20 protein-coding genes, 2 tRNA genes, 5 pseudogenes and 1 riboswitch are annotated in these 21,220 nt (G+C 71.9%); of the genes and pseudogenes, 13 read left to right on the top strand and 14 right to left on the bottom strand.

Annotated features, from left to right (window positions below; all coding sequences use genetic code 11):
* Positions 1 to 15: 15 nt before the first annotated feature.
* Together DEJ15_RS07185 and DEJ15_RS07180 are read left to right on the top strand one after the other, a co-directional pair.
* Positions 16 to 423 carry a hypothetical protein gene (locus DEJ15_RS07185; RefSeq protein ID WP_110823768.1) on the top strand — a complete coding sequence of 136 codons (408 nt, stop codon included), beginning with the start codon at positions 16 to 18 and terminating at the stop codon, positions 421 to 423.
* A complete protein-coding gene (locus tag DEJ15_RS07180) occupies positions 420 to 1,280 on the top strand; it encodes an acyl-CoA thioesterase (RefSeq protein WP_110823767.1) in 861 nt (286 codons plus the stop codon). The genes DEJ15_RS07185 and DEJ15_RS07180 overlap by 4 nt, the downstream gene beginning before the upstream one ends.
* Positions 1,281 to 1,345: 65 nt before the next feature.
* On the opposite strand, the gene DEJ15_RS07175 is transcribed toward DEJ15_RS07180, so the two are convergent.
* From DEJ15_RS07175 to msrA, 6 genes and pseudogenes are all read right to left on the bottom strand, one after another.
* Complete coding sequence (locus DEJ15_RS07175; RefSeq protein ID WP_110823766.1) at positions 1,346 to 1,828, bottom strand: acyl-CoA thioesterase; 483 nt, start codon at positions 1,826 to 1,828, stop codon at positions 1,346 to 1,348.
* Positions 1,829 to 1,833: 5 nt separating this feature from the next.
* Positions 1,834 to 3,521: pseudogene (ettA, locus tag DEJ15_RS07170) on the bottom strand (energy-dependent translational throttle protein EttA).
* Between the two features lie 114 nt (positions 3,522 to 3,635).
* Entirely contained in the window at positions 3,636 to 3,761 is a 126-nt protein-coding gene (locus DEJ15_RS07165) for a hypothetical protein (RefSeq protein ID WP_284176005.1), read from the bottom strand.
* A gap of 4 nt (positions 3,762 to 3,765) precedes the next feature.
* Complete coding sequence (locus tag DEJ15_RS07160; protein ID WP_284176003.1) at positions 3,766 to 4,287, bottom strand: single-stranded DNA-binding protein; 522 nt, start codon at positions 4,285 to 4,287, stop codon at positions 3,766 to 3,768.
* Positions 4,288 to 4,423: 136 nt separating this feature from the next.
* Positions 4,424 to 4,645, bottom strand: a complete 222-nt coding sequence (locus DEJ15_RS07155; RefSeq protein ID WP_258365732.1) for a methyltransferase — start codon at positions 4,643 to 4,645, stop codon at positions 4,424 to 4,426.
* Between the two features lie 37 nt (positions 4,646 to 4,682).
* Entirely contained in the window at positions 4,683 to 5,210 is a 528-nt protein-coding gene (msrA, locus tag DEJ15_RS07150) for a peptide-methionine (S)-S-oxide reductase MsrA (RefSeq protein ID WP_110823763.1), read from the bottom strand.
* Between the two features lie 154 nt (positions 5,211 to 5,364).
* Here msrA and DEJ15_RS07145 point away from each other — a divergent pair, with 154 nt between their 5' ends.
* Together DEJ15_RS07145 and DEJ15_RS07140 are read left to right on the top strand one after the other, a co-directional pair.
* Positions 5,365 to 5,631: a hypothetical protein gene (locus DEJ15_RS07145; protein WP_110823762.1), complete on the top strand. Its 267-nt coding sequence runs from the start codon at positions 5,365 to 5,367 to the stop codon at positions 5,629 to 5,631.
* 385 nt (positions 5,632 to 6,016) lie between these two features.
* Complete coding sequence (locus tag DEJ15_RS07140; RefSeq protein WP_284176001.1) at positions 6,017 to 6,850, top strand: hypothetical protein; 834 nt, start codon at positions 6,017 to 6,019, stop codon at positions 6,848 to 6,850.
* Between the two features lie 42 nt (positions 6,851 to 6,892).
* Here DEJ15_RS07140 and DEJ15_RS07135 read toward each other — a convergent pair.
* Both DEJ15_RS07135 and DEJ15_RS07130 read right to left on the bottom strand, forming a co-directional pair.
* Positions 6,893 to 6,966: transfer RNA gene (locus DEJ15_RS07135), tRNA-Arg, on the bottom strand.
* A 12-nt stretch (positions 6,967 to 6,978) separates the two neighbouring features.
* On the bottom strand, positions 6,979 to 7,656 hold the full coding sequence (locus DEJ15_RS07130; protein WP_284175999.1) for a P-loop NTPase family protein: 678 nt from the start codon (positions 7,654 to 7,656) through the stop codon (positions 6,979 to 6,981).
* A gap of 23 nt (positions 7,657 to 7,679) precedes the next feature.
* Here DEJ15_RS07130 and DEJ15_RS18110 point away from each other — a divergent pair.
* The 3 genes and pseudogenes from DEJ15_RS18110 to DEJ15_RS07115 all read left to right on the top strand — a co-directional run.
* A pseudogene (locus DEJ15_RS18110) lies at positions 7,680 to 7,883 on the top strand (cytidylyltransferase domain-containing protein); the annotation flags it as partial.
* Positions 7,884 to 8,526: 643 nt separating this feature from the next.
* Positions 8,527 to 9,406, top strand: a pseudogene (locus DEJ15_RS07120) (N-acetylneuraminate synthase family protein).
* The gene (locus tag DEJ15_RS07115; RefSeq protein ID WP_110823757.1) at positions 9,403 to 10,815 is read left to right on the top strand and encodes a DUF6716 putative glycosyltransferase; all 1,413 of its coding nucleotides are present in this window, start codon (positions 9,403 to 9,405) and stop codon (positions 10,813 to 10,815) included. Before DEJ15_RS07120 ends, DEJ15_RS07115 begins: the two are co-directional and overlap by 4 nt.
* On the opposite strand, the gene DEJ15_RS07110 is transcribed toward DEJ15_RS07115, so the two are convergent.
* Both DEJ15_RS07110 and DEJ15_RS07105 read right to left on the bottom strand, forming a co-directional pair.
* On the bottom strand, positions 10,756 to 11,019 hold the full coding sequence (locus DEJ15_RS07110; RefSeq protein WP_110824008.1) for a thioredoxin family protein: 264 nt from the start codon (positions 11,017 to 11,019) through the stop codon (positions 10,756 to 10,758). The two genes, DEJ15_RS07115 and DEJ15_RS07110, sit on opposite strands and share 60 nt — an antisense overlap.
* A gap of 164 nt (positions 11,020 to 11,183) precedes the next feature.
* Positions 11,184 to 11,474: a hypothetical protein gene (locus DEJ15_RS07105; protein ID WP_110823756.1), complete on the bottom strand. Its 291-nt coding sequence runs from the start codon at positions 11,472 to 11,474 to the stop codon at positions 11,184 to 11,186.
* A gap of 84 nt (positions 11,475 to 11,558) precedes the next feature.
* Between DEJ15_RS07105 and DEJ15_RS07100 the strand changes: the two genes are divergently transcribed.
* The 5 genes and pseudogenes from DEJ15_RS07100 to DEJ15_RS07080 all read left to right on the top strand — a co-directional run bounded on the left by DEJ15_RS07100 (position 11,559) and on the right by DEJ15_RS07080 (position 14,561).
* A complete protein-coding gene (locus tag DEJ15_RS07100; RefSeq protein ID WP_110823755.1) occupies positions 11,559 to 11,993 on the top strand; it encodes a MarR family winged helix-turn-helix transcriptional regulator in 435 nt (144 codons plus the stop codon).
* Positions 11,990 to 13,233, top strand: a pseudogene (locus tag DEJ15_RS07095) (MFS transporter). Before DEJ15_RS07100 ends, DEJ15_RS07095 begins: the two are co-directional and overlap by 4 nt.
* 36 nt (positions 13,234 to 13,269) lie before the next feature.
* Positions 13,270 to 13,920: an oligoribonuclease gene (gene orn, locus DEJ15_RS07090; protein ID WP_110823753.1), complete on the top strand. Its 651-nt coding sequence runs from the start codon at positions 13,270 to 13,272 to the stop codon at positions 13,918 to 13,920.
* Between the two features lie 73 nt (positions 13,921 to 13,993).
* Positions 13,994 to 14,069, top strand: a tRNA-His gene (locus DEJ15_RS07085).
* Between the two features lie 147 nt (positions 14,070 to 14,216).
* The gene (locus DEJ15_RS07080; protein ID WP_110823752.1) at positions 14,217 to 14,561 is read left to right on the top strand and encodes a metallopeptidase family protein; all 345 of its coding nucleotides are present in this window, start codon (positions 14,217 to 14,219) and stop codon (positions 14,559 to 14,561) included.
* Positions 14,562 to 14,579: 18 nt separating this feature from the next.
* Here DEJ15_RS07080 and DEJ15_RS07075 read toward each other — a convergent pair whose 3' ends face one another.
* From DEJ15_RS07075 to DEJ15_RS07060, 4 genes are all read right to left on the bottom strand, one after another.
* On the bottom strand, positions 14,580 to 15,107 hold the full coding sequence (locus DEJ15_RS07075) for a nucleoside/nucleotide kinase family protein (RefSeq protein WP_284175996.1): 528 nt from the start codon (positions 15,105 to 15,107) through the stop codon (positions 14,580 to 14,582).
* A gap of 50 nt (positions 15,108 to 15,157) precedes the next feature.
* Positions 15,158 to 17,665 carry an ATP-binding cassette domain-containing protein gene (locus DEJ15_RS07070; RefSeq protein ID WP_181419399.1) on the bottom strand — a complete coding sequence of 836 codons (2,508 nt, stop codon included), beginning with the start codon at positions 17,663 to 17,665 and terminating at the stop codon, positions 15,158 to 15,160.
* Positions 17,662 to 18,291 carry an ECF transporter S component gene (locus DEJ15_RS07065; RefSeq protein WP_110824006.1) on the bottom strand — a complete coding sequence of 210 codons (630 nt, stop codon included), beginning with the start codon at positions 18,289 to 18,291 and terminating at the stop codon, positions 17,662 to 17,664. The genes DEJ15_RS07070 and DEJ15_RS07065 overlap by 4 nt, the downstream gene beginning before the upstream one ends.
* Before the next feature lie 6 nt (positions 18,292 to 18,297).
* Positions 18,298 to 18,409: riboswitch (TPP riboswitch) on the bottom strand.
* A 100-nt stretch (positions 18,410 to 18,509) separates the two neighbouring features.
* Complete coding sequence (locus DEJ15_RS07060; protein WP_110824005.1) at positions 18,510 to 18,839, bottom strand: hypothetical protein; 330 nt, start codon at positions 18,837 to 18,839, stop codon at positions 18,510 to 18,512.
* A gap of 84 nt (positions 18,840 to 18,923) precedes the next feature.
* Between DEJ15_RS07060 and glgX the strand changes: the two are divergent.
* Positions 18,924 to 21,040: pseudogene (gene glgX / locus DEJ15_RS07055) on the top strand (glycogen debranching protein GlgX); the annotation flags it as partial.
* Positions 21,041 to 21,220 lie beyond the last annotated feature (180 nt).

Raw genomic sequence — 21,220 nt, 5'->3', positions numbered from 1 at the left:
CCTCCTGTCCCGCCCATGCCACACCTCGTCAACGCACTGCTCTCGGTCCTCGTCGTCACCGGGCTGCTGGCCGGCCCGAGCCTCCGTCCTCGTCTCGCCCTGTTCCTGGGCGGAACGGGTTCGGTCGTCGCCAACCACCTCGTCTGGCTCGTCGCACCCGACCTCTGGTCCCGTGCGCTCACCCCGTGGGTGGCCAGCGTGGGTGGAGCGCTCGTCGCGGTGGCGGCGTGGAGTCTGCTCCGGACGTCCCCGACGGCGGCGGGTCTCGTCGACCCGCAGGGAACGGTCTCCGCGGACGTCGCGGACGACGCCATCGAGCAGGAGGACCCGGCCCCGTCGGGCGTCGTCGACCGCGGCGCCGCGATGGGTGCGCCCGCGCCCTCCTCGGCCACACCGGGACCCGTTCGTAGACTGGCGGCGTGATCCGCGAACCCGACTTCCTCACGACCCTGCGACTCGAGGACACCGGAGCGAGCACCCGCGAGACGATCCTGACCGGTGCCAGCCACTGGTCCCCCGGAGGACGGGTCTTCGGCGGCCAGGTGCTGGCGCAGTGCATCGTCGCGGCGCAGGCCACCATCGAGGGCCGTGACATCCACTCCGTCCACGGCTACTTCCTGCGCCCCGGTGCGATCGACGTCCCGATCACCTTCGGTGTGGAGCGCATCCACGACGGCCGCTCGTTCGCGACCCGACGGGCGCAGGCGTACCAGAACGGTCTCCCGATCTTCTCGATGATCGCGTCCTTCCAGGTGCCGGACGCCGGAGCGGAGCACCAGGACCCGTTCCCGGTGGACGTCCCCGACCCGGAGTCGCTCCCGTCGGCGGCGTCGGTGCTGGGCGCGGTCGACCACCCCACGGCGCAGGCCTGGGCGGAGCGGTCGATCGACCTGCGGCACGTCGACGGTCCGGTCTACTTCGACGTGCAGGGCGCCCGCGTCGCGCACCAGGCGGTCTGGTTCCGGGTCGAGGGCGACCTACCCGACGACCCCGCTCTGCACCGCGCGGTCCTGGCCTACGCGAGCGACCTGTCCCTCCTCGAACCGATCATGCGTCGGCACGGCGTCGCGTGGGGCACCCCGGGCGTGAAGCTCGCGAGCCTCGACCACGCGATGTGGTGGCACCGCGACGGCCGGGCGGACGACTGGGTCCTCTACGCGCAGGAGTCGCCGAGCGCCCAGGGCGGTCGGGGGCTGGCGCTCGGTCGCATGTTCTCCCGCGACGGCCGGCTGCTGGCGACCGTCGCGCAGGAGGGCATGATGCGCCTCCCCATCGCGTGAGACAGGCCCCGCTCGACGAGCGGGGCCTGTTCCGGTGCGGCGGAGCGGTCAGCGCCGGACCGGGGTCACGGCCGGGAGAACCGCACGGCCGGCTCGATGTACGGCTGACACGCCGCCCGCTCGGCTTCGGTGAGCCGTCGCGGTCGGTTGGTCGTCGCGTCCACGAGGACGAGCGCCGTGGTGGCGCGCGTGTACAGCTCCGCCGGCTCGTGTCCGACGGGCGACCAGACCTCGTACGAGATGTCCAGGCTGGCCCCGCCGATCCGCCCGATCCACAGCTGGATGTCGAGCGGCCGACGGAAGTACGGCGTCGACGCGAGGTACTCGAGCCGCTGCGCCGCGATGACCGTCATCGTCCCGGAGCCCGGCCGCCCGTCGATCACGGGTTCCGACGCGGACCCCGACTCGTCGACCTCGTCGGGGTCCGGCGCCCAGAACGCCAGCTCGCGCGCTTCCTCGAGCAGCCGGAGCATCGCCGAGTTGTTGACGTGCCCGTAGGCGTCGATGTCGCTCCAGCGGATGCGGACCGGCGCGTGCAGTCTCGCCACGGGGACTAGTCCCGCGTGAGCTTGCGGTACGTCGCGCGGCCGGGCTTCGCGGCGTCGGCCCCGAGGCGCTCGACCTTGTTCTCCTCGTAGGCCTCGAAGTTGCCCTCGAACCAGTACCAGATCGGCGTGCCGTCCTCGTTCAGGCCCTCCCACGCGAGGATGTGCGTCGCGATGCGGTCGAGGAACCACCGGTCGTGCGTGATGACCACGGCACAACCGGGGTACTCGAGGAGGGCGTTCTCGAGGCTGCCGAGGGTCTCGACGTCCAGGTCGTTCGTGGGCTCGTCGAGGAGCAGCAGGTTGCCGCCCTGCTTGAGCGTCAGCGCGAGGTTCAGACGGTTGCGCTCACCGCCGGACAGGATGCCCGCACGCTTCTGCTGGTCCGGGCCCTTGAACCCGAACTGCGACACGTAGGCACGCGACGGGATCTCGGTCTTGCCGACCTGGATGTAGTCGAGGCCGTCGGACACGACCTCCCACAGGTTCTTGTTCGGGTCGATGCCACCGCGGCTCTGGTCGACGTAGGAGATGTCGACCGTCTCGCCGATCTTGAGCTGGCCGCCGTCGAGGGGCTCGAGCCCGACGATCGTCTTGAACAGCGTGGTCTTGCCGACGCCGTTCGGGCCGATGACCCCGACGATGCCGTTCCGCGGCAGCGTGAACGACAGGTCGCCGATGATGACGCGCTCACCGAACTGCTTGTGGAGGTGCTCGGCGTCGATGACCTGCGACCCGAGGCGCGGACCGACGGGGATCACGATCTCCTCGAAGTCGAGCTTGCGCGTGCGCTCGGCCTCGTTGACCATCTCCTCGTAGCGGGCCAGACGCGCCTTGGACTTCGCCTGGCGGCCCTTCGCGTTGCTGCGGACCCAGTCGAGCTCGGACGACAGGCGCTTGGCGAGCTTGGCGTCCTTCTTGCCCTGGACCTCGAGACGGGCGCGCTTCTTCTCGAGGTAGGTCGAGTAGTTGCCCTCGTACGGGTAGAGCCGGCCGCGGTCGACCTCGGCGATCCACTGCGCGACGTGGTCGAGGAAGTACCGGTCGTGGGTCACGGCGAGGACCGCACCGTGGTACTGCTGCAGGTGCTGCTCGAGCCACTGCACGCTCTCGGCGTCGAGGTGGTTGGTGGGCTCGTCGAGCAGGAGCAGGTCGGGCTTCTGGAGCAGGAGCTTGCAGAGCGCGACACGGCGCTTCTCACCACCGGACAGGTGCGTGACGAGCTCGTCCCCCCGGGGGGGCACTGGAGCGCGGCCATCGCCTGCTCGAGCTGCGAGTCGAGGTCCCACGCGTCGGCCGCGTCGATCTCCTCCTGCAGCGTCCCCATCTCGGCGAGGAGCGCGTCGAAGTCCGCGTCGGGCTCGGCCATCGCGGCCGAGATCTCGTTGAAGCGCGCGAGCTTGCCGTGGATCTCCCCGACACCCTCCTGCACGTTCTCGAGCACCGTCTTGGTCTCGTCGAGTTCGGGCTCCTGCATGAGGATGCCGACGGTGAAGCCCGGGGTCAGCTTCGCCTCGCCGTTGGACGGCTGGTCGAGCCCCGCCATGATCTTCAGGATCGTCGACTTGCCCGCACCGTTCGGTCCGACGACGCCGATCTTGGCGCCGGGGAGGAACGACATCGTGACGTCGTCGAGGATCAGCTTGTCGCCGACCGCCTTGCGGGCGCGGACCATCTGGTAGATGTACTCAGCCATATCGGAGCGAGTCTACCGATCCGACGCGGCCAGCGCTGCCCCGCTCGCGGTGTCGTCGCGGTCGGTGTCGTCGCGGTCGGTGGTGCCCGGGACGCCGTGGCGACGGTCGCGGCGTCATCCGGGCTCCTGCCCCGGGAACAGTTCGTCGGGAGACACGGGGCCGTCGCCGCGCGCCACGGTGTCGTGCACGCCGACCGCTCCGGCGTCGTACGACGCGTCCTCGAGGGGTCCGGCGAGCACGTCGTCACCGTGGTCGCCGTGTCCGCGCACGTGCTCGACGGACTCGGTCGCGTGCGCGACCGGGCCGTCGTCGTGCAGGTCCGCGTCGGGGTCGTCCGGGCCGACCTCGCCGGTCCGGGGGGTCGACGTCCGGGCCCGGTGCGGTGGTGGTCTGCACATCGCCGACGTGGCGCGGGACGCGGATCCAGTTGCTGATGCCCCAGGCGAGGTCGTGGCCGAGCGCGTCGGCGTCGATCTCGACGGAGGTGCCGCCCCGCCCGTCGCGCTCCCAGTTCCGGATCCGGACGCGTCCGGTGACGACGATGCGGTCGCCCTTCTTCACGGACTTGTGCACGTTGGCCGCGAGCGACCGGAACGCCGTGACCGTGTACCAGTTCGTGGGGCCGTTGACCCAGCTGGACGTCCTGCGGTCCCAGCGCCGCGACGGCGAGGCGAGACGCATGCTCGTGATGGCGACACCCGTCTCGGTGACGAGGTGTCGGGGTTCGGTGGCGATGATGCCGCAGACCGTGATCGTGTCGTTCATGCACCGATCGTCGATCGGGGCGCCGCTCCGACCGCGGCGCGTCGTCGAACTGTGGACGCAAAGCCCGGATCACGGTCCCTGTGGAGGGAAGGTGATCCGGGCCTCCCGTTCGGGAGCCGCGTCAGCGGCCCCTCGGTCAGTGCGCGTGGAACTCGGGCCGGTCCGCGAGCGGACCCATCGCCTTGTGGACCGCGCCCTTGGCCGACTGGAGCGACGGGTACGTCCCACCCGGACCACGTCGTCCGTAGAGCTCGACCCGGAACCCGTCCGCCGCCCGGTGGATCGTGCCCACCGCACCGGCCGGGCCGACGGCCACCCAGGTCTCCGTCGTCGTGTCCGGCATCGTGTCGTTCGTCATCGTCCGACCACCTCCTCGTGGCCCCGGCGCCCCTCCGTCAGGACGCCAGGATGTACTGACCGTACGCCTTGCGCACCTTGTTCACCTTGGGCAGCGCGACGGCGAGGCAGTAGCCCTGACCCGGGTTCTTCGCGAAGAAGTCCTGGTGGTACTCCTCGGCGCGGTGGAACGCCCCGAGCGGCTCGAGCGTCGTGACGACCCCGCCGTCCCAGATGTCGGACGCGCGTTCGATCGCCCGCTCGAACAGCGCACGCTGCTCGTCGTCCGCCGGGAACATCGCGGAGCGGTACTGCGTGCCGACGTCGGCTCCCTGACGGTTCAGCTGCCGCGGGTCGTGGAGGGTGAAGAAGACGTCGAGGACGACGTCCGCCGGGAGGACCGACTCGTCGAAGGTGACGGCGACCGCCTCGGCGTGGCCGGTGGTGCCGGTGCACACCTGCTCGTAGGTCGGGTGCGGGTCGCTGCCGCCGGTGTACCCGGACACGACGTCCTGCACGCCCTGGAGCGTGCGGTAGACGGCGTCGAGACACCAGAAGCAACCACCGGCGAGGACGAACGTGGTCATGGGGACCTACCTTCCTGGCTCCGGAGAGCGCGGTACTGGACTGTCCTCCACAACACGGCGGCGCTCGGCGGTGTTCCCCACCCTGTTCCGGCGCCTCCGGCGTGTCGGTGGTCGGTCGTACGGTCGTCCCAGATCACACGACCAGGAGGCCCACATGCAGTCCACGACGGACGCCCGGCTCAGCATCCACTCGCCCCGCCCGACGGCGCGGTCGCGAGGCGACCTCCGCATCCTCGACGTCCGTGACGACCTGAGCCGCGTCACGCGGGCGAACGGGGAGATCGTGGGCTACGTCGACCGCGTCGACGTGGCCGGTGGCACCGCCTACCGCGCACGTCGCTACGTGGCTGCCGAGCGACGGTTCGTCGAGCTCCCGAACGTGTGGAACGCCGAGGACGCGGTCGACACCCTCCGCTGGTGACGGTCGCGCACGGCGGCACCGGGTGGAGCGGATGTCCGCCCCGTCCGCCTGTCGTCCCCGGGACCTGACCGATCCGGAAGTACGGTACGCGCATGCAGTGGTGGAACGACCTGATCGACTGGACCTCGTCCGACACGGGCTGGCGCGTGCTGTCGGGGGGCGGTCATCCCCTTCGTCGCGATCATCGTGGCGGGCGTCATCGCGGCGCTGATCGGCCGCGGAGCCGCCAAGCGCGTCGTGGCCCACCAGGAGCGCGAGGCCAGGAACGCGGCCGTCGCCGGCCTCGTCTCGGCGGCGCGGAAGGCAGCCAGCTGGGGGGTCGCTCGGTCACGACGAGCGCGCCTACGCGGACCACCTGGCCGAGGACGCCGACATCCGCCTGCGCTTGCTCCCGATCGCCGGCGCACCGGTCGCCGCGGACTGGGCGAAGCACGAGATCGCCGACATCAAGAAGAACTCCTCGACCTTCACCTCGCACGCGGACAACGCCCTCGCCGAGTTCCGCGACCGGATGCTCGAGTGGCAGGCCCGCCCCAACCGGACACGCAAGCTCTTCAAGAGCGACCTGGAGCGGTGGAAGTTCGACGCACCTGACCCGGACGCCGACCTCATCAAGCGGCAGCAGGAGTGGAACGCGGACAAGGTCGACTCCTCCCGGGCTCCCGAGCCGGCACCCACGCCGACGACGACGTCCCTCCGCCCGGCACAGCCCAGCGTGACCCCGTCGGCCCTCGCCGCCTCCACCTCCGCCCCGGCGAACGGCCAGGACGCGACCGTGCCGATCTCGGACAACGTCACCCGGCCCTACTCCGACGGCGAGACGACCCCGATCCGCCCGGCGCTCGGCTCCCCCCGCGTTCCGGGCCGCCACCCCGGCACCGGCCGCCACCCCGGCACCGGCCGCCACGACGCCCGGGTGGTCGGCTTCCCGCGATGCGGACAACGACGACGCGGTCGACGACGTCCGCATCGACACCGCGGGCCGCCCCGGGTCCGCCGACCGCTCCCCCCGCCCTGCGGGACGAGCAGCCGGCACGAAACGACCTGCCCGCCGCTCGCGACGACCGCACCCCGGCCGGCGATCGTGAGGACCAGGGTGCTGGTACCCAGGGCGACCGTGCGGACGCCGGGCCGGGGGCGTCGTACGCGAACCCGGTCAGTGCGAGCGAACTGCGTCGACGCGCGGACACCGACGAGGACTGACCCGACGACAGCATGACGGAGGCCGCCACCCGGACGGGGTGGCGGCCTTCGTCGTCGGTGCCCCCCGGCAGGAATCGAACCCGCGGCACGGTGGGTAGAAACCACCTGCTCTATCCACTGAGCTACGGAGGCGGACGCCGACGATCATATTCGGTGCCGGCCAGCAGGCGGTGGACGAACCGCTCGACGTCCCGCTGTGAGCGCAGCCGCACGACGCGGAGGTGTGGAGTCGAGTCGGCGAGCGCCGCCACCCGCTTGCGGGTCTCGTTCCGGGTCGCGATCCCCCCACCGGAGGATGTGCTCGCGCCGGGTGACGACGGTCCACAACGGCGGCTCGACGTTCCCGTTCCACAGCTCGATGCGCCGGAGCCGTCGTCGGACGGTCCTGCGGAGCAGTCGCCAGAACGCCACCGGCTTCGGGAGGTCCAGCCACACCAGGGTGTCCGCTCGGTCGACGAGGAGCGCCCGCACCGACCGGTACTGCCACTCGGTGACCCATGCCGGTGCGGCCGTGAACGCGTCGACGTCCTGCGCGAAGGTCGACCGCACCGTCCACCCGGGCCCGTGGTACAGCGCGTCGATCTCGGTGTGCGGCGCACCGACGGCCTGCGCGATGCGTCGGGCGGTGGTGGTCTTGCCGACGCCTGCGGTCCCCGCCACGAGGACGCGTCGAGGCGGCGGGTCGAGGACGTCGTCGGCACCGAGCATCCCTCGACGATAGACGAGGTGTCGCGCCCGGCTCCGGCGGTGAGCGGTGCCGGCCTCGACCTGCTTCGGGAACGGTTCGTCACCCGTCCCCCCTGTCGTTCCCCTGAGCGTCACCACCGCTCCCTACGTTTCCGAGCATGAGCTCCTCCGCCCGCGTCATCGCGGTGATCCCGGCACGGGCGGGATCGAAGGGCATCCCCGGCAAGAACCTCCGCGAGGTCGCCGGCCGGTCGCTCGTCGCGCGGTCGATCGCGGTCGCCCGGGCCGCCCGGACGGTCGACGCGGTCGTCGTCAGCACCGACGGCGACGCCATCGCGGCCGAGGCGGTCGCGGCCGGCGCCCGTGTGGTCCGCCGGCCGGTCGAACTCGCCGAGGACGAGGCCTCGTCGGAGTCCGCCCTCCTGCACGCCCTGGAGGCGCTCAGTACCGGCGTCGGCACCGGCGTCGGTACCGACGTCGGTACCCCGGAGGTCCTCGTCTTCCTGCAGGCCACCTCCCCCCTTCACCGACCCGGTCGCCGTCGACCGCGCGGTCGAGCGGGTGCTCACCGGTTCCGCCGACGCGGTGCTCGCCGCGGCACCGTCGCACGCGTTCCTCTGGCGCACCGCGGCGGACGGGTCGGCGGTCGCCGTGAACCACGACGCCGCCACCCGCCCACGCCGGCAGGACCGGGAGCCCGAGTACCGGGAGACCGGCGCCTTCTACGCGCTGCGCGTCGACGGCTTCCGGGCGGCACGACACCGGTTCTTCGGTCGGGTCGAACTGGCGGTGGTCCCGGCGCGGACCGCGATCGACATCGACGACGTCCACGACCTGGACCTCGCGGCGGCGCTCGCGCCACTGGTGGAGCCCGTCACCGCACACGACCGCACCGAGCTCCGGAGCACCGCGCCGCACCCCGACCACACCGAGCACGCCCGCACAGAGCACGACCCCACCGACCCCCCACCCCGCGCGGACCGCCGCTGCGGAGAACGGAGCACCATGAGCGTCCGCATCGGCATGTCCACCATCGGCGCCGGGAACCCCGCCTACCTGATCGGCGAGATCGGCCTCAACCACAACGGAGACGTCGAGATCGCCAAGCAGCTCATCGACGTCGCGGCCGACGCCGGGATGCAGGCCGTCAAGTTCCAGAAGCGCACGCCCGAGATCTCCACGCCCGAGCACATGAAGACGATGCCGCGCAGCACGCCGTGGGGCGAGATGACCTACCTGGACTACCGGTACCGCGTCGAGTTCGACCGCGACCAGTACATCGAGATCGGTGACCACGCGACGCTCCGCGGCCTGGACTGGTTCGCCTCGCCGTGGGACGAACCGTCGGTCGCGTTCCTCGAGGACCTCAACGTCGTCGCGTACAAGATCGCCTCGGCGTCGGTCACCGACCTCGGGATGCTCAACGCCGTCGCCGCGACCGGCAAGCCGGTGATCCTGTCGACGGGCATGTCGACGCTCGACCAGATCGACCGCGCGGTGTCGACCCTCGGGACGGAGCGGCTCGTGCTCATGCACGCCACCTCGACGTACCCGCTCCCGCCGGAGGAGGCCAACCTCCGCATGATCGACACCCTCGCCACCCGGTACGCCTACGCGGGGGGTCCCGGTCGGCTACTCCGGGCACGAGCCGGGCCTGCAGATCTCCCTCGCGGCCGTCGCCCTCGGCGCCACCGCCGTGGAACGACACATCACGCTCGACCGCACGATGTGGGGCTCCGACCACGCGGCCTCGCTCGAGCCGCACGGCCTCCGCACCCTGGTCCGCGACGTCCGGATCATCGAGACCGCGATGGGCGACGGGGTCAAGCGCATCTTCCCCGGCGAGGAGGCGCCCCTCGCCAAGCTCCGCCGGGTGGGTGCGTGAGCGCTACGGGGAACGACCGCGACGCCGGTGACGGACAGGAGGCCCGCCTCCCGTCCGATCCGCGGCCGCGCCGCCGGCGCGTGGTCGGCCTCGTCGACACGGACTCGTTCGCGAAGTGGGGCGCACACCTGCTCTCGGCCGCTCCACCGCACTGGTCGCTGGAACTGCTGACCGTGGCGACGCCGCGGTCCGCGAGCACTGCGCAACTGCGGGCGGCCTTCCGCGACGTCGACGCACGTCTCGGCCCGATCGACCTCGCCCCTCCCGAGCCGATGAGCGTGGACGACGTGGTGGCGCGCCTCCAGGCCGAGCCGCCGGACGCGGTGTTGGTGTCCTGCATCGGGCCGGTGACGGAGGTCCTCATCGACCAGGTCAGCCGCTCGGTCGCACGCCGACCGGTGCTGCTGAGCGGTCTCCCCGGCATCTCGTTCCCCGCCAAGTGGAAGGGCGTGTTCCTCCGCGCCCGCGCGGACCTGTTCGTGCTGCACAGCCACCGCGAGGTCCGCGAGTACACCGCGATGGCGACGGAGGGCGGTGTCGAGCCGTCGTTCGCCCTCGCGACGCTGCCGTTCGCCCGGCCGTCGACTCCGTCGCGGACGGACGTCGTGCGGGACTCGGTCGTGTTCGCCGCCCAACCGAGCGTCCCGAAGGAGGAGGACGAGCGCCGCCGCGTCGTGAGCTGGCTCGTCGAGACCGCCCGGGCACACCCGGAGTGGCGCGTCGTCGTGAAGACCCGGGCGGCGGCGGGCGAGCACCAGACCCACCGGGAGAGGTACCCGTACGCCGACCTCGTGCCGCCGGACGCCCCGCCGAACCTCGTGGTGGAGGCCGGACCGATGTCGGCCCATCTCGACCGAGCCGTGGCGCTCGTGACGATCAGTTCCACCGCCGTGCTCGAGGCGGCGGCACGGGGCGTGCCGGCGCTGACCCTGACGGACTTCGGCACGTCGCGGGCGCTCATCAACGAGGTCTTCGTGGACAGCGGGCTCGAGGGGAACGCGGACGACCTCGTCCACGGGCGCTTCGGCACGGTGCGGCCGGAGTGGATGACGGACAACTACTTCCATGCGCCGCAGGACGACGACTGGGCTGCCCGCGCCGAGGCGTTGATGGCGCTGCGGGATGCCGGAGCCCTGGTCGACCGTCCCGCCGCACGGCGCAGTCGCGGTGGTGTGCTCCGTCGGGCGTGGGAGCGGCGGAACGCCCTGGGCGACCACGACCGGTCGGCGATCGGCCGCGTGGCGATGTCGATTGGGACACCCATCCGCGCGGTGAGACGGCTCCGACGGCGGGCGCTCCGGGCGCTGCGGCGCCCGGTGGAGCCGGTCGTCACCGAGGTGCGGCCGGTGTCAGTCGAGCGCCTTCGCCACCGCGACGAGGAACTGGTCGCGGGTCGGGACGCCCGCTGACCGGAAGACCTCGGTACCGTCGTCCCGTCGGACGACCACGGTGGGCGTGGAGCGGATGCCGAGCTCCTCGACGACGTCGGGCTCGGCAGCGGCGTCCCGTTCGGTGACGGCGAGCCCCGGCACGAGTCGGGCGGCGTCGCCGACCACGCGTCGGGCGGCGGCGCACGGCGCGCAGAACGCGGACGTCCAGAGATCGACCTGCATGACGTCCTCCAACGCGTGACGGCTCCGGTGCACTCCCGATCGACCGGTCGGACCGGGACCGGGACCGCGACGGCGACCGCGACCGCGACCGGCGGGCGTACCGCGTCGGGCCCCGGCAGCATCCAGCCCCGGCCGTCGCCGACGACCGGGGCTGCGGACGGCCGCTACTCGCGGTCGAACTCGCCGCTGCGGTCGCCGCGGTCCTGCAGGTCGTCGACCGGGTCCGACTCGTCGGGCGCGAAGGTGTAGTCGACCGAGATCTGGTCGAGCACCTGGCGCGAGCCCGTCGACTTGTAGGTGAAGGCGGTCTGGAGGCCCTCGACGTCCGCGAACACCGTCACCTCGTCGTCCAGCGCGTCGCTCGTGGCCGTGCGGGTGTCCGTGGTCCCGTCGAACGGGCCCCCGTGGAAGATGGCGGTGAACTCGTCGCCCTCGTGGATCGTGATGTCGCTCATGCATCCCTTCTACCAGCGCCGGAGGTGGCACGGTCCAGCACCCGCGCGGTTGCCTGATCCATAGCTCTGCTATACAGTTTCATCATGGAACCAAATCGGGACGAGACGCTCGAGACGCTCCTCGTCTCGGTCAACCGGCTCATCCGGTCGGCACTCCAGGCCACGGGTCACACCACGTCCACCGCCGTCTGGCGGACGCTCGGCATCCTCGAGACCGAGGAAACCCTCCGGCTCGGCGAACTGGCCACGGCGTCGCGGGTGTCCCAGCCGACCATGACCCGCCTGGTCGCCGGCATGACCGCCGATGGGCTGATCGCTCGGACCGTCGACCCCGACGACTCCCGCGGGCAGCTCATCCAGATCACCGACGCCGGCCGCGAGCGACTCGTCGCCTGGCGAGCCGCCCTCACCAGCACCGTCGGCCCCCTCTTCGAGGACCTGGGCGACGACGACTGGGACGTCCTGCACCACGCATCGGCCCTCATCGCAGCGAGGGCCAGAACGGAGACCACCGCGTGAACGCGCACGCTCCCGCCGGGCAGTCCGGCTCGATCCTCAAGCAGTCCTCGGCGGTGTGGGCCATCGCCTTCGCGTGCGTCGTCGCCTTCATGGGCATCGGCCTCGTCGACCCGATCCTCCCCCGCGATCGCCGAGTCCCTGCGCGCCACCCCCGCGCAGACCGAGTTGCTCTTCACGAGCTACCTCGCCGTGACCGGCGTCGCGATGTTCTTCACCAGCTGGGTGTCGAGCCGGATCGGGGCGAAGAAGACCCTGATGACCGGGCTCGCCCTCATCGTGCTCTTCTCGGTGCTCGCCGCCGTGTCGAACGACGTCTGGACGATCATCGGCTTCCGCGCCGGATGGGGCCTCGGGAACGCCCTGTTCATCTCCACCGCGCTCGCCACGATCGTCGGCGCCGCCGCCGGTGGTACCGCCTCCGCGATCATCCTGTACGAGGCCGCGCTCGGTCTCGGCATCGCGGTCGGCCCGCTCGTCGGCGGCCTGCTCGGGTCGGTCAGCTGGCGCGGACCGTTCTTCGGCGTGACCACGCTGATGGCCGTCGCGTTCATCGCCATCCTCGTGCTGCTGAAGCCCGGGATGCTCGAGAAGCCGACCCCGACGAAGCTCTCCGCGCCGTTCCGCGCCCTCGGCCGCCCCGCGCTCGCAGCCCTCGCCGCGACCGCGCTGTTCTACAACATCGGCTTCTTCGTGCTCCTCGCCTACACGCCGTTCCCCCCTCGGGTTCGGGGCGCTCGGCATCGGGTTCACGTTCTTCGGCTGGGGTGTCGGGCTCGCGATCACCTCGGTGTGGGTCGCCCCGATGCTCACGGCGCGCATGCGCCGCACGAGCGTCCTCAAGCTCGCGCTGCCGCTGCTCGCGCTCGACCTGTTCGCCGCGGCCGTCCTCGTGCGGTCGCAGGCCGGGCTCATCGTCTGCGTCGTGATCGGCGGGCTCGTCCTCGGTGTCCTCAACACCGTCCTGACGGAGTGCGTCATGGAGGCGACCGATCTGCCCCGCTCCGTCGCATCCAGCGCGTACTCCGCCGTCCGCTTCATCGGCGGCGCGATCGCACCGCCCGTCGCGACGCTGCTCGCCGACGCGTACTCGCCGAGTGCCGCCTACGTCTTCGCCGGCGTGTCCGTGGCGATCGCGTTCCTGGTCGTCGTGCTCACCACGAAGGTGCTGCGCCGCGTGGACGACGGGGCCGAGCCCGAGCGCGTCGAAGCCGAGGCGATCTCGGCCGGCGAGATGGCCTAGTCCCGGGGCGTCGGAGCGCGGAAGTAGGATCGGGGCATGTCTGCAGGGAATGACCGTCTCGTCTGGATCGACTGTGAGATGACGGGACTCGACGTCGCCGTCGACGAACTCGTCGAGGTCGCGGTCGTCGTCACGGACTTCGACCTCAACCCGGTGCACCCCGGGTTCGACATCGTGATCAAGCCGGACCAGTCCGCCCTGGACAACATGAACGAGTTCGTGACGAACATGCACACGACGTCGGGCCTGATCGAGGAGATCCCGAACGGAGTGTCCCTGGCCGACGCCGAGTACCAGGTGCTCGAGTACATCCTCGCCCACGTCCCCGCCGAGGGCACCGCGCCCCTGGCCGGCAACACGATCGGCACCGACCGCGCGTTCCTGGCGAAGTACATGCCCCGCATCGACAGCCACCTGCACTACCGGAGCGTGGACGTGTCGAGCATCAAGGAGCTCTGCCGTCGCTGGTTCCCGCGCGTGTACTTCAACTCCCCGGCGAAGCACGGCGGGCACCGTGCCCTCGCGGACATCCTCGAGTCGATCCGCGAGCTCGAGTACTACCGCCGTGCCGGCTTCACACCGGAACCCGGGCCGGCAAGCGACGACGTGAAGGCCATCGCGGCCGAGGTCGTGGCGAAGTGGGAGCCGCGCCTGACCCTGCAGCCGAGCCCGGCACCCGCCGAGTAGCGATCGTGGTCCGGGCAGGCGCTCGGATGTACTACAATCGAGTGGTTGCTCCGGCTCGCCGGACCGACACATGGTGGGTATAGCTCAGCTGGTAGAGCGCCTGGTTGTGGTCCAGGAGGTCGCGGGTTCAAGCCCCGTTACTCACCCCAACAGCGCACACGCTCCGTCGAGCGGAACGCGTCACGAAGGCCCCCGTCCGGTGGACGGGGGCCTTCTGCACGTCTCCCGGTCCCGAGGGGTCGAAGGACCGGGCGACCAGCTCTCCCCCGGCCTCGTGTGTCACCATCGCTCCCGTGATGGAGATGTCGCCCGAGGACTTCGAGCAGCTCGTGACCGACGAGCTCGACCAGCTGCCGGACGAAATGGTCGACGGCCTGGACAACGTCGTCTTCGTGGTCGAGGACGAACCCGAGGACGGCTCCGACCTGTTCGGCGTGTACGACGGCGTCGCGGCGACCGAGCGCGGGCAGTACGGCTTCGGCGAGCTGCCCGACCGGATCGTCGTCTTCCGGAAGCAGCACCTGGCGGAGTGCGACACCCTCGACGAGCTCAAGGACGAGGTGCACACCACGCTCGTGCACGAGATCGGCCACTTCCACGGCATCGACGACGAGCGCCTGCACGAGCTCGGTTGGGCGTAGTTCCCCGCCGACCTGCGGTCAGGTCCGCAGTACCACGTCCGCGAGCGCTGCCGGCTGCTCCGCCCGGATGAACGCGTCCTCCTGGGCTGCCCACCGCGCCCACTCGCGTTCGAACGTCGCTCCGTCGCGACCGATCGCCCGATCCCACCGCACGGCGTCGTCGGCCTCGAGCCACACCCGCACGGTGGCCAGCGGAGCGGATGCGCGGGAGAGCGCCCCGCACCCCTCGATGACGAGTGGTGCATCGGGGTCGACCGTGCGCCACGCGGCCGGTCGGTCCGCCTGCCAGTCCCACGAGCGGTACCCGGACGGCGCGCCGAGCACGTCCGTCACGACGGCGTCCGCGGCGGCACGCAGACCGTCCCACCCGGGGTAGACGTCGTCGAGGTGCACCACCTGCGCTCCGAGTGCGACCGCGAGGGCATTGCCGAGCGTGGTCTTGCCCGTGCCCGACCGCCCGTCGACGAGCACCACCACCCGCCCAGGGCGACCGGCACCCGCACCACCACCGACCGCGCCCGCCACCGCGGCGCGGACGCGTGCCACCACGTCGGCGACGACCCCCCGCGGGGTCGGTCGTGTGACCGGTCAGCTCGTCAGACACGCCACGTCCCCGCCGCCACCGCCACGGCGACCGCGACGGCGCCGATGCCGACGAGCACCCCGACCATCGCCCACTCCGGTCCGGCGAACCGGACGCTCCGCGCCCACGTCCGCCGTCCGGGCGCACCGAACCCGCGCGACTCCATCGCCACCGCGAGCGTCGTCGCCCGCCGGAGCGCCAGCACGAGCAGCGCGAACGCCATGGACGCACCGCGCCGCAGCCGCCCGGTGTCGGCCACGCCCCGGGCCCGCCGTGCGTTGCCGAGCTGCCGCCAGTCATCGCCGAGCAGGGTCGTCATCCGGATCGCCGCGAGCGCGCCGAGCACGAAGCGCGCGGGCAACCGGAGCAGCTGGGCGAGCCCGTCGGCGAGGTCGGTCGGGTCCACCCGCACGAACAGCGCGATCGCCGGCAGCCCCACCGCGAGCACGCGCAGCGCGGTCGCCAGTGCGAGGGTCAGCGATCCGTCGGTCACGTGCGCGAAGCCGACGTCGAACCATTCGCGCCCGGACGGCCGGCCGTACAGGGCGATGCTCACGGCTGTCAGTGGCACCGCCGCGAGCAGCGGTGCGGTCCGCAGCAGGAACGTCCGCGGCGGGATCCGCAGGAGCGGGAGCAGGAGCACCTCGAGTCCGAGCGCGACCGCGGCGGACACGACGTCCAGGCTGAGCACGAGGCACAGGCCGAGCGCCAGGACGCCGAGCAGCGACGCCACCGGCTGCACACCGCGGATCCCGCGGGGCCGGACGGGAGGCTCGGCCCGCACGGGCGGTCCGGCCGCGGCCCCGGCGGTCGTCGCGCGGGTGCGCTCGCGGCCCGTGCTGCTGTGCTCGTCCGCCGAGCGGGTCGACGCGGTCGACGTGACCGCGTCGGTCCGGGCGGCCGATCCGGTGCCGGCCGATCCGGTCGCGGCCGACGCTGCCGGCGCCACGTGCGGCGGACCGTCGTGCTCGTCCGCCACCGCAGCGCGCACGCCGTCGGACCCGAGGACGACCTCGTCCGCGTCGAGCGCCCGCACGAGGTCGCGGTCGTGCGTCACGGCGACGACCGCGGTCCCGCCGTCCGCCAGTTCGCCGAGCCGGTCGACCACGGCCTGCCACGTCGCCCGGTCCTGCCCCGAGGTCGGTTCGTCGAGCACGAGCACGGGCGGCTCGGCGGCGATGACGGCCCCGATCGCGAGCCGGCGCTGCTCGCCACCGGACAGCGTGAACGGGTGCTGGTCGGCGAGGTGCGCCAAGTCGAAGTCGGCGAGCACCCGGTCGACCCGGGCGTCCACGTCCGACCGGCCGACGGCACGCGGACCGGCGGCGAGTTCCTCACGGACGGTCCGCGCGATGAACTGGTGTTCGGGGTCCTGGAAGACGGTGCCGATCCGGGCGGCGAGCTCGCGGCTCGACCACGCCGACGGGTCCTCGGCCGCGTCGCCCCGCAGTGCCGCGGTCGCGTGCACGGAGCCCGCGGCGGGTCGGAGGAGCCCACCGAGGGTCAGTCCGAGCGTGGACTTGCCCACGCCGTTCGGTCCGGTGACCGCGATGACCTGCCCGGCGCGCACGGAGAGGTCGATCCCGCTGCCGATGCGGGGTCCCCGGCCCCGCGCCGTGCCGAGGGCCGATGCGACGAGGCGATCCGTGCCTCCCTGCCGGTCCGCGGTGACGCTCCGGGTCGCACCGTGTCGTGCGGAGCCGGGTGCGGGTTCGCTGCCCGGCACCCAGACGCCGGCCGCGGTGAGCGCCGGTCCGTGTGCGGCGAGCACCTCGGCCGGGGGCCCGTCGGCCACCACGCCGCCGGCCGGTTCGAGCAGCACCAGGCGGTCGACGAGGTCGAGCCAGGTGCCGATCCGGTGTTCGACGACCAGGAGCGTGGCGCCGGTCTCGTCGAGCACGGCGCGGACGGCGTCGTGCACCTGCGCGACCCCGTCCGGGTCGAGGTTCGCGCACGGTTCGTCGAGCACCAGGGCACCCGGGCGCATCGCGAGCACCCCGGCGAGCGCCAACCGCTGCCGCTGCCCGCCGGACATCGCCGCGGTGGACCGGTCGAGCGGCAGGTCGAGTCCCACGACGTCGAGCGCAGCGCGGACCCGCGGCCAGATCTCCTCCGGCGGCACCCCGGTGTTCTCACACCCGAAGGCCACGTCGTCCCCGATCCGGGACATCACGGTGTGCACCTCGGGGTCCTGCATGACCAGGCCGACCCGGCCGCGGGCGCTGCCCGGGGCCACCCCGTCGACGAGCACCTCGCCCTGGACCGCGGCGGCGGTGTCGTCGTCCGGGTCGGGTTCGTCGGGCAGCACGGCCGCGACGGCCCGGAGCAGGGTGGACTTGCCGGCACCGGAGGGCCCGACGACCGCGACGCGTTCGCCGGGCTCGACGGTCAGGTCCACCCCGCGCACGGCCCACCGCTCACGGGACGCGTACCGCCACCCCCAGTCGCGGAAGGTGATCCGTGCCGCGGACGCCGTGGTGTCGGACAGGGGCCCGGCGGCGGCGGACGGTGCGGACGTCACGCCGAGGCGCGAGCCGCACGCTTGGTGTGCTCGCGGCCCGCGGCGAACGACGAGAGCACGCCGGTGGCGGCGAGGGCGCGGACGATGAGCCACGAGCCGAGTCCGGCGATGACGGCACCGGAGATGACGGCGCAGATCACGTAGACGACCTTGAAGCCGGCGTCGAGCCCCGCGTACCAGAGCAACGAGTCGTTGACGCCGAGCGCGAGTCCCGCAGCGGCCCCGGCGAGGACGACGACCGGCAGCCGGTACACGCGGTACAGGAAGAGCGCGAGGACGAGCTCGGCGCCGAGGCCCTGCACGAGCCCGGCCTCGAGCGTGAGCCACCCCCACTGCGTGCCGAGCAGGGCCTCGACCGACGCCGCGACCATCTCGGCGTACAGAGCCGCGCCGGGCTTCCGCACGACGATCGCGACGATCGGACCGGCGAGCAGCCAGACGCCGCCGAAGAGCGACTGGGTGCCGGGGAGCACGAGCGCACTGGCGGCGCTGATCGGCTCGTAGCCGAACTCCCACAGCTTGAAGACGACGCCGATCGCGACGGCGAGGACGCTCGCGACGACGATGTCCACGACCCGCCACCGCAGCGAGCGGGTGGGCGTGGTGGACGGGACAGCAGACTGCATGACAGCAGGCATGACCTGGACTCCTCCCTGCGCCGGCATGATCCGGATCAGGTTCGACGGTCGGAGCGCCGTTCGCTCCCTCTCAGCCCGGTGGACCCGGACTCCCGTGTGTGTCCCGCCAGTGTAGTGGCGATGTGGACGCGGGACGCGACCCGCGACGGACGGGAGGCACGGTGCGGGTCCGCACCGTGCCTCCCGTCCGTCGTCCGGTCAGTCCGTCACTTCTTCAGCGCGCGGATGAGCTTCGCGAGCACCTTGCCCGTGACCCAGATGACCGGGATGCTCACGGTGAGGAGCGAGATGAGGTTCGGCTCGAACGCGAGGTCCTGGCCGGGACGGCGGACGTACGCGCCGACGGGGAGCGAGACGGCACCGCCGCCACCGCCACCGGCGCCGTCCTCGTCGGCGTCGGACCCGCCGCCGAAGCCGTACCAATTGACGGAGACGGGGATCAGCGTGCTGTCCCCGACGTCCACCGGGTCGCCGTAGTTCGAGGCGACGCCGACGGGCCGCACCTTGTCTGCGATCTGCGTGACGATGTTGGTCATGGCGGTGACGCTACTCGGCGGGGCCGCGGACATCACAGGGGTCCCTCGATACGTTGGCCGGGTTCACCCCTTCTGGAGGCACGTTTGCACACCTGGCCCGGCAACCCCTACCCCCCTCGGCGCGACCTACGACGGCAGCGGCACGAACTTCGCCGTGTTCAGCGAGGTCGCCGAAGGGGTCGAGCTCTGCCTGTTCGACGCCGACGGCACCGAGGAGCGCGTCCGCCTCGTCGAGGTCGACGCCCACGTCTGGCACGCGTACCTGCCGACCGTCGGCCCGGGCCAGCAGTACGGCTTCCGTGTGCACGCCCCGTACGACCCGGCGAACGGGCTGCGCTCGAACCCGGCGAAGCTCCTCCTGGACCCGTACGCCAAGGCCACCAGCGGTGACATCGACTGGGACCAGTCCCTGTTCTCGTACACGTTCGGCGACCCGGACTCCACGAACGACGAGGACTCCGCGTCGCACATGGTGAAGGGCGTGGTCATCAACCCGTTCTTCGACTGGCAGGGCGACCGCCCGCCGCGCATCCCCTACGGCGAGACGGTCATCTACGAGGCGCACGTCAAGGGCCTCACCGAGACGCACCCCGACGTGCCCGAGGAGCAGCGCGGCACCTACGCGGGCGTCTCGCACCCGGCCGTCATCGAGCACCTCAAGCGACTCGGCGTCACGACGCTCGAGCTCATGCCGGTGCACCAGTTCGTGAACGACTCGACCCTGCAGGACAAGGGGCTGTCGAACTACTGGGGCTACAACACCATCGGGTTCTTCGCGCCGCACGCGCACTACTCGTCCTCGGGCGACGGTGGCCAGCAGGTGCAGGAGTTCAAGACGATGGTCCGCGAGCTGCACCGCGCCGGCATCGAGGTCGTCCTCGACGTCGTGTACAACCACACCGCCGAGGGCAACCACCTCGGACCGACCCTGTCGTTCCGCGGCATCGACAACGCGGCGTACTACCGCCTCGTCGACGACGACAAGCGGTACTACATGGACGTCACGGGCACCGGGAACTCGCTCAACGTCGGGCACCCGCACTCGCTGCAGCTGATCATGGACTCGCTCCGCTACTGGGTCACCGAGATGCACGTCGACGGCTTCCGCTTCGACCTCGCCGCCGCCCTGGCCCGTGAGTTCTACGAAGTCGACCGGCTCGCGGCCTTCTTCGAGCTCGTCCAGCAGGACCCGATCGTGTCGCAGGTGAAGCTCATCGCCGAGCCGTGGGACGTCGGCCCCGGCGGCTACCAGGTCGGCAACTTCCCGCCGCAGTGGTCGGAGTGGAACGGCAAGTACCGCGACACCGTCCGTGACTTCTGGCGCGGCGAGCCGTCGACCCTCGGTGAGTTCGCGTCCCGCATCTCCGGCTCCGCCGACCTGTACGAGCACGACGGCCGCACGCCCAAGGCGAGCATCAACTTCATCACCGCGCACGACGGCTTCACGCTGTACGACCTGGTCTCCTACAACGAGAAGCACAACGAGGCGAACGGCGAGGACAACAACGACGGCGAGAGCCACAACCGGTCCTGGAACTCGGGCGTGGAGGGGCCGACGGAGGACCCGGACGTGAACGCGCTCCGACTCCAGCGGCAGCGGAACTTCCTCGCGACGCTGCTGCTCAGCCAGGGCGTGCCGATGATCGCGCACGGCGACGAACTCGGTCGCACCCAGCAGGGCAACAACAACGTCTACGCGCAGGACTCCGAGCTGAGCTGGATCGACTGGTCCACGGCGGACGACGAACTCATCCAGTTCACCGCCGACGTCGTGAAGCTCCGGCACGACCACCCGACCTTCCGCCGCACCCGGTACTTCAACGGCCGTCCGGTGCGTCGGGGCGAGGGCGAGCCGCTGCCCGACGTGGTGTGGCTGACGCCCGCCGGCGACGCCATGCAGCCCGAGGAGTGGGACTCCGGCTTCGGCAAGAGCGTCGGCATGTACCTGAACGGCGAGGGCATCCGCGGGCGTGACGCCCGCGGCGAGCGGGTCACCGACGTCGCCTTCCTGACCTACTTCAACGCGCACGACGGTGTCGTCACGTTCACCCTCCCGCCGGAGGAGTACTCCCCCCGGCTGGACCGTCCGCATCGACACCGCCGAGCCGGGGGCCCGCGACGAAGTGCTCGAGGCCGGCGACGCGCTCGACGTGCCCGCGCGGTCGATGATCGTGCTGCGTGCCGAGCCGGAGCACGAGATCCAGCGCACGCCCGTCGACACCGCGGAGCAGAGCGAGCCGGAGCACCCGACCGCCACCCCCCGCGAACCCCGCAGCGTCCGCGACACCGAGCGCGGCGGGGACGGCCGGCGCCGCCGGCGTCGCCCCGGCACCGGCAGCGGACACCGCCGGGACGCCGACGACCGGCACCGAGACCCCCCC

This window comes from Curtobacterium sp. MCJR17_043, from assembly GCF_003224315.2.
In the GTDB taxonomy this organism is placed as follows: domain Bacteria; phylum Actinomycetota; class Actinomycetes; order Actinomycetales; family Microbacteriaceae; genus Curtobacterium.
Note: the sequence above shows the minus strand (reverse complement) of the source record. Positions and strands in the feature narration are given on the sequence as shown.

Bases quoted from the DNA above. Each gene is read 5' to 3' on its own strand.
- DEJ15_RS07185 (WP_110823768.1), top strand. From the start codon at position 16: ATGCCACACCTCGTCAACGCACTGCTCTCGGTCCTCGTCGTCACCGGG.
- DEJ15_RS07060 (WP_110824005.1), bottom strand. From the start codon at position 18,839: ATGACCAACATCGTCACGCAGATCGCAGACAAGGTGCGGCCCGTCGGC.
- DEJ15_RS07145 (WP_110823762.1), top strand. From the start codon at position 5,365: ATGCAGTCCACGACGGACGCCCGGCTCAGCATCCACTCGCCCCGCCCG.
- DEJ15_RS07065 (WP_110824006.1), bottom strand. From the start codon at position 18,291: ATGCAGTCTGCTGTCCCGTCCACCACGCCCACCCGCTCGCTGCGGTGG.
- DEJ15_RS07110 (WP_110824008.1), bottom strand. From the start codon at position 11,019: ATGCAGGTCGATCTCTGGACGTCCGCGTTCTGCGCGCCGTGCGCCGCC.
- DEJ15_RS07080 (WP_110823752.1), top strand. From the start codon at position 14,217: ATGGAGATGTCGCCCGAGGACTTCGAGCAGCTCGTGACCGACGAGCTC.
- DEJ15_RS07160 (WP_284176003.1), bottom strand. From the start codon at position 4,287: ATGAACGACACGATCACGGTCTGCGGCATCATCGCCACCGAACCCCGA.
- orn (WP_110823753.1), top strand. From the start codon at position 13,270: ATGTCTGCAGGGAATGACCGTCTCGTCTGGATCGACTGTGAGATGACG.
- msrA (WP_110823763.1), bottom strand. From the start codon at position 5,210: ATGACCACGTTCGTCCTCGCCGGTGGTTGCTTCTGGTGTCTCGACGCC.
- DEJ15_RS07105 (WP_110823756.1), bottom strand. From the start codon at position 11,474: ATGAGCGACATCACGATCCACGAGGGCGACGAGTTCACCGCCATCTTC.
- DEJ15_RS07100 (WP_110823755.1), top strand. From the start codon at position 11,559: ATGGAACCAAATCGGGACGAGACGCTCGAGACGCTCCTCGTCTCGGTC.
- DEJ15_RS07155 (WP_258365732.1), bottom strand. From the start codon at position 4,645: ATGACGAACGACACGATGCCGGACACGACGACGGAGACCTGGGTGGCC.